This window comes from Bradyrhizobium sp., from assembly GCF_049581145.1.
Classification (GTDB): Bacteria; Pseudomonadota; Alphaproteobacteria; order Rhizobiales; family Xanthobacteraceae; genus Bradyrhizobium.
The window spans coordinates 1-7,184 of record NZ_JBAURI010000726.1 but is presented as its reverse complement, the minus strand read 5'-3'; the positions used below and the strand labels follow the sequence as shown (position 1 = coordinate 7,184).

General features: G+C 63.4%; 8 protein-coding genes and 1 pseudogene. 3 read left to right on the top strand and 6 right to left on the bottom strand.

Features of this window, described 5'->3' with window-relative positions:
- The 4 genes and pseudogenes from WCB02_RS23635 to WCB02_RS23620 form a co-directional block, all read right to left on the bottom strand.
- A pseudogene (locus WCB02_RS23635) lies at positions 1–285 on the bottom strand (sugar ABC transporter permease); the annotation flags it as partial.
- A 206-nt stretch (positions 286–491) separates the two neighbouring features.
- Positions 492–1,820, bottom strand: a complete 1,329-nt coding sequence (locus WCB02_RS23630) for an ABC transporter substrate-binding protein (RefSeq protein ID WP_423961945.1) — start codon at positions 1,818–1,820, stop codon at positions 492–494.
- Positions 1,821–2,004: 184 nt separating this feature from the next.
- Positions 2,005–2,958 (bottom strand): sugar-binding transcriptional regulator, encoded by a 954-nt coding sequence (locus WCB02_RS23625; protein ID WP_423961944.1) that lies wholly within the window; start codon positions 2,956–2,958, stop codon positions 2,005–2,007.
- A complete protein-coding gene (locus WCB02_RS23620; RefSeq protein WP_423961941.1) occupies positions 2,945–3,619 on the bottom strand; it encodes an HAD family hydrolase in 675 nt (224 codons plus the stop codon). Before WCB02_RS23620 ends, WCB02_RS23625 begins: the two co-directional genes overlap by 14 nt.
- 224 nt (positions 3,620–3,843) lie before the next feature.
- On the opposite strand from WCB02_RS23620, the gene WCB02_RS23615 reads away from it, so the two are divergent.
- On the top strand, positions 3,844–5,040 hold the full coding sequence (locus tag WCB02_RS23615) for a cytochrome P450 (RefSeq protein ID WP_423961940.1): 1,197 nt from the start codon (positions 3,844–3,846) through the stop codon (positions 5,038–5,040).
- 316 nt (positions 5,041–5,356) lie between these two features.
- Here WCB02_RS23615 and WCB02_RS23610 read toward each other — a convergent pair whose 3' ends face one another.
- Positions 5,357–5,575 (bottom strand): hypothetical protein, encoded by a 219-nt coding sequence (locus tag WCB02_RS23610; RefSeq protein WP_423961938.1) that lies wholly within the window; start codon positions 5,573–5,575, stop codon positions 5,357–5,359.
- A 114-nt stretch (positions 5,576–5,689) separates the two neighbouring features.
- On the opposite strand from WCB02_RS23610, the gene WCB02_RS23605 reads away from it, so the two are divergent.
- Positions 5,690–6,022, top strand: coding sequence for a hypothetical protein (locus tag WCB02_RS23605; RefSeq protein WP_423961937.1), 333 nt, complete (start codon positions 5,690–5,692; stop codon positions 6,020–6,022).
- Between the two features lie 100 nt (positions 6,023–6,122).
- Complete coding sequence (locus tag WCB02_RS23600) at positions 6,123–6,689, top strand: AAA family ATPase (RefSeq protein ID WP_423961934.1); 567 nt, start codon at positions 6,123–6,125, stop codon at positions 6,687–6,689.
- Positions 6,690–6,743: 54 nt separating this feature from the next.
- On the opposite strand, the gene WCB02_RS23595 is transcribed toward WCB02_RS23600, so the two are convergent.
- Positions 6,744–7,184: nucleoside 2-deoxyribosyltransferase (locus WCB02_RS23595; protein WP_423961932.1), on the bottom strand; the 441-nt coding region annotated here is incomplete at its 5' end.

The window sequence follows — 7,184 nt, the reverse complement described above, 5'->3', positions numbered from 1 at the left end:
ATCCAGCAGAAGCGCCAGCGGAATGCCGAGCAGGATCGTGATCGCCAGCACCGAACCGACCAGCACCAGCGTGTTCCACAGCGCGGTCAGGAAGGCCGGATCGGTGAGGAAATAGCGAAAATTGTCCAAGCCAACGAAGCTCTCGCTGTCCGGATCAAGCAGGCTGTAATGCAGTGTCGAAAAATAGATCGTCATCGCCAGCGGGACGATCATCCAGATGAACAGCAGCACGACGGCCGGCGCCAACAGCGCCCGTCCGAGCACCTGCGTCTGCTGGGTGGCCACAAATGTCTGCTGGCTTGCCGCCACCTTCTTCTCGGCCGTCACCATATTCTGGGTTGTCATCGCCGCCTCCTGCCGCCCATTGGAAAGTCGATGAGCGAAACCGGATGAGAGGACCTCGACGAGGGCTTCCGTCCGGTCGAGGCCGGACGGCAGCCATTTTGGCGGCGCGCCTTATGGAGCGATCGCCGCAGGGCGAACGAACCGATCTACTTGATGTAGCCCGCGCGCTTCATTTCGCGCTCGGTCGCCGATTGCGCGGCCGCAAGCGCCGCGTCGACCGTGGAGGACCCGGACAGCGCGGCCGAAAACTGCTGGCCGACGGTCGTCCCGATGCCCTGGAATTCCGGTATCGCAGCATATTGCACCCCGACGTAAGGCACCGGCTTCACGGTCGGGTGGTTCGGATCGGCGGCATCGATCGAGGCCAGCGTCAGCTTCGCGAAAGGCGCGACCTTCAGGTATTCGGGATTCTGATACAGCGAGGTCCGGGTGCCGGGCGGCACGTTGGCCCAGCCCTCCTTTGCGGCCACGAGCTTAGTGTAATCCTTGCCGGTTGCCCAGGCGATGAATTTCTCGGCGGCTTCAACCTTCTTTGAACCGGCGGGAATCGCGAGATTCCAGGCCCACAGCCAGTTCGCGTTCTTTCCGAGCCCATCATTGGGCGCGAGCGCAAAGCCGACCTTGTCGGCGACCCTCGAATCCTTCGGATTGGTGATGAAGGAAGCCGCCACCGTGGCATCGATCCACATCGCGCATTTGCCCGAGTCGAACAGCGCCAGGTTCTCGTTGAAGCCATTAGAGCTGGCGCCGGGAGGACCGTCCTCCTTCATCAGATCGACATAGGTCGTCAGCGTCTTCTTCCATTCCGGCGTCTCGAATTGCGGCTGCCATTTCTCGTCGAACCAGCGCGCGCCGAACGAATTGGACATCGCGGTCAAAAGCGCGATGTTCTCGCCCCAGCCGGCCGTGCCGCGCAGGCAGATGCCGTAGACGCCCGCGGATTTGTCCGTGAGCTTCTTTGCCGCATCGACGACGAAATCCCAGGTCGGGTTTTCCGGCATCGTCAAGCCGGCCTTCTGAAACAGGTCGGTCCGATACATGGTCATCGAACTCTCGCCGTAGAACGGCGCGGCATACAGCTTGCCCGACACCGACACCGCATCGCGGATCTTGGGAAGCAGATCGGCAACGTCATAGTCCGCTCCGAGATTGTCGAGCGGCACCAGCCAGTTCTTCTTGGCCCAGATCGGCACCTCGTAGGTTCCGATGGTCAGGATGTCGAACTGGCCGCCCTTGGTCGCGATGTCGGTGGTGACGCGCTGGCGCAGCACGTTCTCCTCGAGCGTCACCCATTTCACGGTGATGTCGGGATTCTTGGTGGTGAAATCGCTGGTCAGCCCCTGCATGCGGATCATGTCGCCGTTGTTCACGGTGGCGATCGTCAGGGTTGTCTGGGCAATGGAAGGGGCCGAGCCCAACAAGGTAGCCGCGCCGAGCAGGGCGCCGAAGACGTGCTTCACGATAACCTCCCTCATTGGCGTTGAGCATATACCCACGCCTTGCAATTATGTTCACACCGCGTGGCGACCTTGTCAAGGATCAGATCGGTGGTTGCAAAACCGGTTTGCAACGCGGCAAGGGGGAATGACGCTGCTCCACTGCCACGAGCTCGGCATCGGAGACTTGCGAATCGGAAGACGGCCTCCGCGCGCTCGCCGGCTACGGCTTGAGAATCGCGCCGGCCGTCGCCTCGTCGGTGATCAGTCCATTGATCAGACGGCCCTTCAAAGCCGCCCTGATCGCCAGAACCTTGGCAAGCCCGACCGCGGCTCCAATGGTCAAGGCTTGGGCGGGAACCTGAGGTGGAATGCTGGTCAGGCGCGCGTTGGTTCCGCCCTTGATGATTCGGCCTTTGGCGTCAAAGGCCCAGCCCGTGAGCTCGCCGACCGCTCCGAGCCGCATCATTTCAAAGAGCTGCTCGCGGGATACGAAGCCATCGACCAGCACTTGCGCGCGCTGGTCCATTTGCCCGATCCCGACCAGCCGCAAGTCGGCCTTGGCCGCGACGGCCCGAACCCTGGAGATCGGATCAATTCGCAGCATCTGATCGCGCTCGCGCTCGGACGCCATCAGAAATGGCAGCGGCATCGGATAGTGGCGCGCCTTGGTCCGGTCGGCGAGACGTCCGACGGTGTCGAAGAAACTCGCCGAGCCGTCGGCCGAGATGTTCCCGACCAGCGAGACGATCTGGTGATCCGGACAGTCGATCGGCGAGACGCGTTCCACGGCGGCGCGAACCGCCCTGCCCGTGCCCAACGCCACGATCACGGGCTTTTCGGTCCGCAAGGTCGATTCCAGCACGTTCGCGGCGCGCTCCGCGATGCCGGCGGACGATTGCGGCGCAGCCGGATCGGTCGGCACGACCTCGCAATAGGCCAGATGAAACCGGTCCTTGAGACGCGCGGCCAACTCCATGCACGCCGCAATCGGATGTTCCAGGCGGAAGGTGATCAGCCGTTCGGCCAGACACAATGAAACCAGGCGCTGGGCCGAGGCACGCGAGACCTGCAGCATCCTGGCAATCTCGTCCTGGGTGTGGCCCGCGATGAAGTAGAGCCAGCCGGCCCGGGCGGCCTCGTCCAGCCGCGATTTTTCGCTGTCAGCCGCGACCATGGGGCCGCTCAGGATCGCGCCAGAACTCCGCCATTCGCTCGAAGACACGGTCGGCCCCTGCCTCGCGCAGGAGAGCTTTGCCGTCGCGTGACAGATAGTGGCTGCCGCCGACAAATCCCCATGCCGTCATGCCAGCTGCCTTGGCCGCCTGCACACCGCTGACGCTGTCTTCGATCACCAGCGTGCGACGCGGGTCGGCCTGCATCCGGTCGGCCGCATAGAGAAACAGATCGGGCGCCGGCTTGCCGCGCCGAACCAGTTGCGAGGTATAGAGCCGTTCGCCGAAATGCGCGGCGAGGCCGGTCAAGGCGAGCGAGAACGAGACCCGATCGAGATCGCTGGACGACGCGACGCAGTGCGGGATCAGCAAGCCTTCCAGCACCGCGCCGACCCCGGCTATTGGCGCGAGCGCAGAGGAGAAGGCGGCGCGGACGCTGGCCTTCAACTCGGCGGCGAACTGCTGCGGCAGCGGGCGCCCGAGCGTTTCACAATGCTGAAAGACCGCAGCCGTGCTGCGTCCCAGGAACAGATCGAGCGCCTGGTCGAGCCCGAGCTCGACGCCATGGACCGCCAACACCTCCGTCAGACAGCGGCAGCTCAGCACTTCGCTATCGACCAGGACGCCGTCGCAATCGAAGATGATGAGATCAGGTTTGGCCATCGCGATTTTCCCATCCAGATCAGAGCATATACTCCTGAGGTGGGCAATAACTCTGTATCTTGCCACAAGCGGAGATCTCGCCACCTGGGCCGCGGTCTGCTTCCGCTGGGCGGCAAGCTTCGTTCGCCAGCCCACGCATGAAGCTGAGCGATGCGTCGGTCCGATTGACGCCGCGCCGCGCCACCCTATCTAACGCTGGGCGATGGACTGAATAAGGATGCGTCATGCTTTCCGAACCTGCGGTCTCTGGCCACAGCGGCTGCCCACATGGATTCCAGCCGGCGGTTCCGAATCGCGCGGCCGGCGGCGGCGACGCGGCTGCCATCAGGATCGACGGTTTTGGCGCGGCGCGTGAGGTGCTGCGGTCGGGCGATGTCCGACAGGCGGGCTTCAACGCCGAGCTGCTCGAGCGTTTCGTCGGACGCGCGCACGCGCCGGTGCTTTACCAGGAGGGCGAGCCGCATCAGAAACAGCGCGGCGCCACCGCGCGCTTCTTTGCACCGCGCGTCGTTGCGACGCGTTATCGCGAGCTGATCGAACGGACCAGCCGGGAGCTTCTGGACCGCTTTCGCGCTGACGGCCGGGCGCGGCTTGACGATCTGAGCCTGGAACTCGCCGTCGCGGTGGCGGCCGACATCGTCGGGCTGACCAACAGCTCGCGGTCCGCCATGGCGGTCAGGCTGAACCGCTTCTTCGCCACCAGCGCCGGGAGCGCGGGATGGCTTGGCAACGTCGGCAACGTCGTCCTTGGACAAATCAGGATGCTCGGCTTCTATCTGGCCGACGTGCGACCGGCCATTCGCGCGCGCCGCAACGCGCCGCGGGAGGACGTCATCTCGCATCTGATCTCGGAAGGCTACTCGAACCGCGAGATCCTGACCGAATGCGTGACCTACGGCGCGGCCGGCATGGCGACCACCCGCGAGTTCATCGTCATGGCCGCCTTGCGGCTATTCGAAGGGGACGATCTGCGCGCGCGCTTCCTGGCCGCGAACGAGCAGGACCGGATGAGCATCCTGGAAGAATGCTTGCGGCTTGCGCCCGTGATATCCGTGCTCAAGCGCCGCACCGAGCGCGACATCGCGGTCGAGACCGCTGCAGGTCCTCTCGTGATCCCGGCGCAAAGCCTGGTGGAGATCGACATCGACGCCGCCAATCGCGATTCGGCCGCCGCCGGCGCCTGCCCGCATGAGCTCGATCCCGACCGTGCCCGCTCTGCGAAGGTTCCTGCGAGCCTGATGAGCTTCGGCGATGGACCGCATCGCTGCCCCGGCGCGTCGGTCGCCCTGCACGAAGCCGCGATCTTCCTCGATCAGCTCCTGCGCATTGAAGGTATCAGGCTGGAGCGGCAACCGACCGTCACCATGAACCCGATCAGCACCGGTTATGAATTGCGCAATGCCGTGATCGCAATGGACTGATCGTCGATCGCAGGGCTGGAATACGAGGACGAGCCGGCCGAAGCGTTCCCCGCATGCGAAAGCGGGCCGACGGGGCAGCGCGCCACCGCGCTGATTCCGCTATCAAAAAGACCACACATCGGAATACCAGCCGCCCTGCGTCGTTATCACCTGTCACAATAACACTGCCCGCCAGTGCTACACAGCGTCGCCGCTGTTCCGTATTGGGACCGGGCTAAGGCCGGATCGACGAACTGCGCCAATCCGCGATCTGGAACGTTTGAACGCCAGACAGATTTGGAACTACACGGCCATCTTCCTGGACACCATGGGGATGTCAGGTGGTTAATTTCGTCGGACGATGGATCATCAGCATCGCCCACGTCATCTTTGCGTTGATCATACGACCATTACTTGTCGGCGCCTTGATCGTGGGATCCGCCGCGACATGCATCGCGATCGTCATTGCAGCCTTCTGGTATCTGCAGCCTGCATGGGCCTTGGCCGCAATGTTTCTGCTTGCATTGGGCCTCGCCGCATTGTTCCTGGTGATCATCAAGGACGCATCACCTCCGACACACTGGCCCTGATGCGTCTTCTTGCATGCTTCGCCGAGTTCTGGGCTTGTTCGCCGGATTCGTCCAGCAAATGCGCATGTCGGGAGGCTCGGATGTCGCGCCGGCTCGTTGTTATCGTGATGTTCGCCATCGCCATGTCGTCTGCTGCGTCTGCCCAGCAGTCGCTTCAGGAGCTGGAGAGCGCGAGCCAGTTCGAGCGGGCCCTGCGGGCCGTCGATGCGATCAAGCACGGCAAGAGACTGCAATGCATCATCGCGATCGCAAACGAAGCCATTTGCGCATGCCTCGCTGAGAAACTGCCGGTGGACACCTATATTCGCAGCTACGTCGCACTCGTCGATCAAGAAAAGACTGAGCCGGAATATGGGCGATTATCAGACCCGGACAAAGAAGTCGTGGATCGCTGCGTCGGCGAGGGCCGGTAGCTCGCCGCCTCCGCGGTGGAATATCGCCTGATAGTCGGCTACCCTCTGCGCATATAACGGCGCTTGTCATCGGGCGCGCATCCGTGCGACGCGTTGGCGCATGCAGGCCACCCTGCGTCAGTTTTGGAAAGCCGTCATGACGGACATCACAAAGATACCGCCCACACTGATCGTCTTGTCCGGGCTGCCCGGTTCGGGAAAGACCGTGCTGGCTGAAAGCCTCTCCCGCACGCTGTTGATCCCGGTCTTCTCGGTCGACCCGATCGAGGCGGCGATGTGGCGCGCCGGCATCGACCGGACCGAAACCGGCGCCGCGGCCTATGAAGTTGCGCGGGCGCTGGCGGACGAACATTTAAGGCTTCGGCTTTCAGTCATCGTCGACGCGGTCAACGCGGCCGAGGCGCCGCGCGCTGCGTGGCGCAAGCTGGCAGCCAAACATCGCGTCAACCTCAAGATCATCGAATGCGTCTGCTCCGACGAAACCACACTGCGGCAGCGGATCGAAGGCCGGGTCCGCAGCATCGCCGGCACGCACGAACTCAGCTGGGCGAACCTGCTGCAGCGCCGTGCCGAATACGTGGCATGGACCGATCCCCGGCTGGTGCTGGATACTTCACACACCTCGCCCTCGCAGTTGCTGACGCAAGCGCTGCAGTACGCGCGATAGATCAACTCGCAAAGATGACGGGCTCCGCGAAAGGCTCGCGTCATCCGGCGCACGCTAGTTGCTCCTCTCATTGCTCCCTGTGGCTGCCGCGTCGAGGCGTCCGGCAATTTCGACCGCGAGGTCAGCGACATCGGCGGTCGGCATCACGATCACATGATCGGCACTTTCCGTCATCATCAGATTGATGGGATCGCTCCCCCTGAACAGCCTGAAATCGGTGCGATAGACGATACTGAGCTTTTTCCTGGCATAGGCGTAGCCCAGTTCCCAGCAGGTGCCGCTATCCGGATCGGCGCCGTCAAGGCACGCCACCACCGCCTCGGCCCAGTCGAGACCGCTGACATCGCTGGCGAAGATCGCCGCGGGCAGGTCTTTGCGCTGCTCGTGCTCCTGCGGCAGGAAAACCTCGTGTCCCCGGTCGCGCAGCAGGCCCGCGAGCCTCAGGTTGAATGCGAGCTCCGCGGTCGAGAACAGCGGACCGGCCATATAGATTTT

What these genes read in the sequence shown, in the direction of transcription:
- WCB02_RS23630 (WP_423961945.1), bottom strand. Translation starts at nt 1,820, where the DNA reads ATGAGGGAGGTTATCGTGAAGCACGTCTTCGGCGCCCTGCTCGGCGCG.
- WCB02_RS23625 (WP_423961944.1), bottom strand. Translation starts at nt 2,958, where the DNA reads ATGGTCGCGGCTGACAGCGAAAAATCGCGGCTGGACGAGGCCGCCCGG.
- WCB02_RS23620 (WP_423961941.1), bottom strand. Translation starts at nt 3,619, where the DNA reads ATGGCCAAACCTGATCTCATCATCTTCGATTGCGACGGCGTCCTGGTC.
- WCB02_RS23615 (WP_423961940.1), top strand. Translation starts at nt 3,844, where the DNA reads ATGCTTTCCGAACCTGCGGTCTCTGGCCACAGCGGCTGCCCACATGGA.
- WCB02_RS23610 (WP_423961938.1), bottom strand. Translation starts at nt 5,575, where the DNA reads ATGATCACCAGGAACAATGCGGCGAGGCCCAATGCAAGCAGAAACATT.
- WCB02_RS23605 (WP_423961937.1), top strand. Translation starts at nt 5,690, where the DNA reads ATGTCGCGCCGGCTCGTTGTTATCGTGATGTTCGCCATCGCCATGTCG.
- WCB02_RS23600 (WP_423961934.1), top strand. Translation starts at nt 6,123, where the DNA reads ATGCAGGCCACCCTGCGTCAGTTTTGGAAAGCCGTCATGACGGACATC.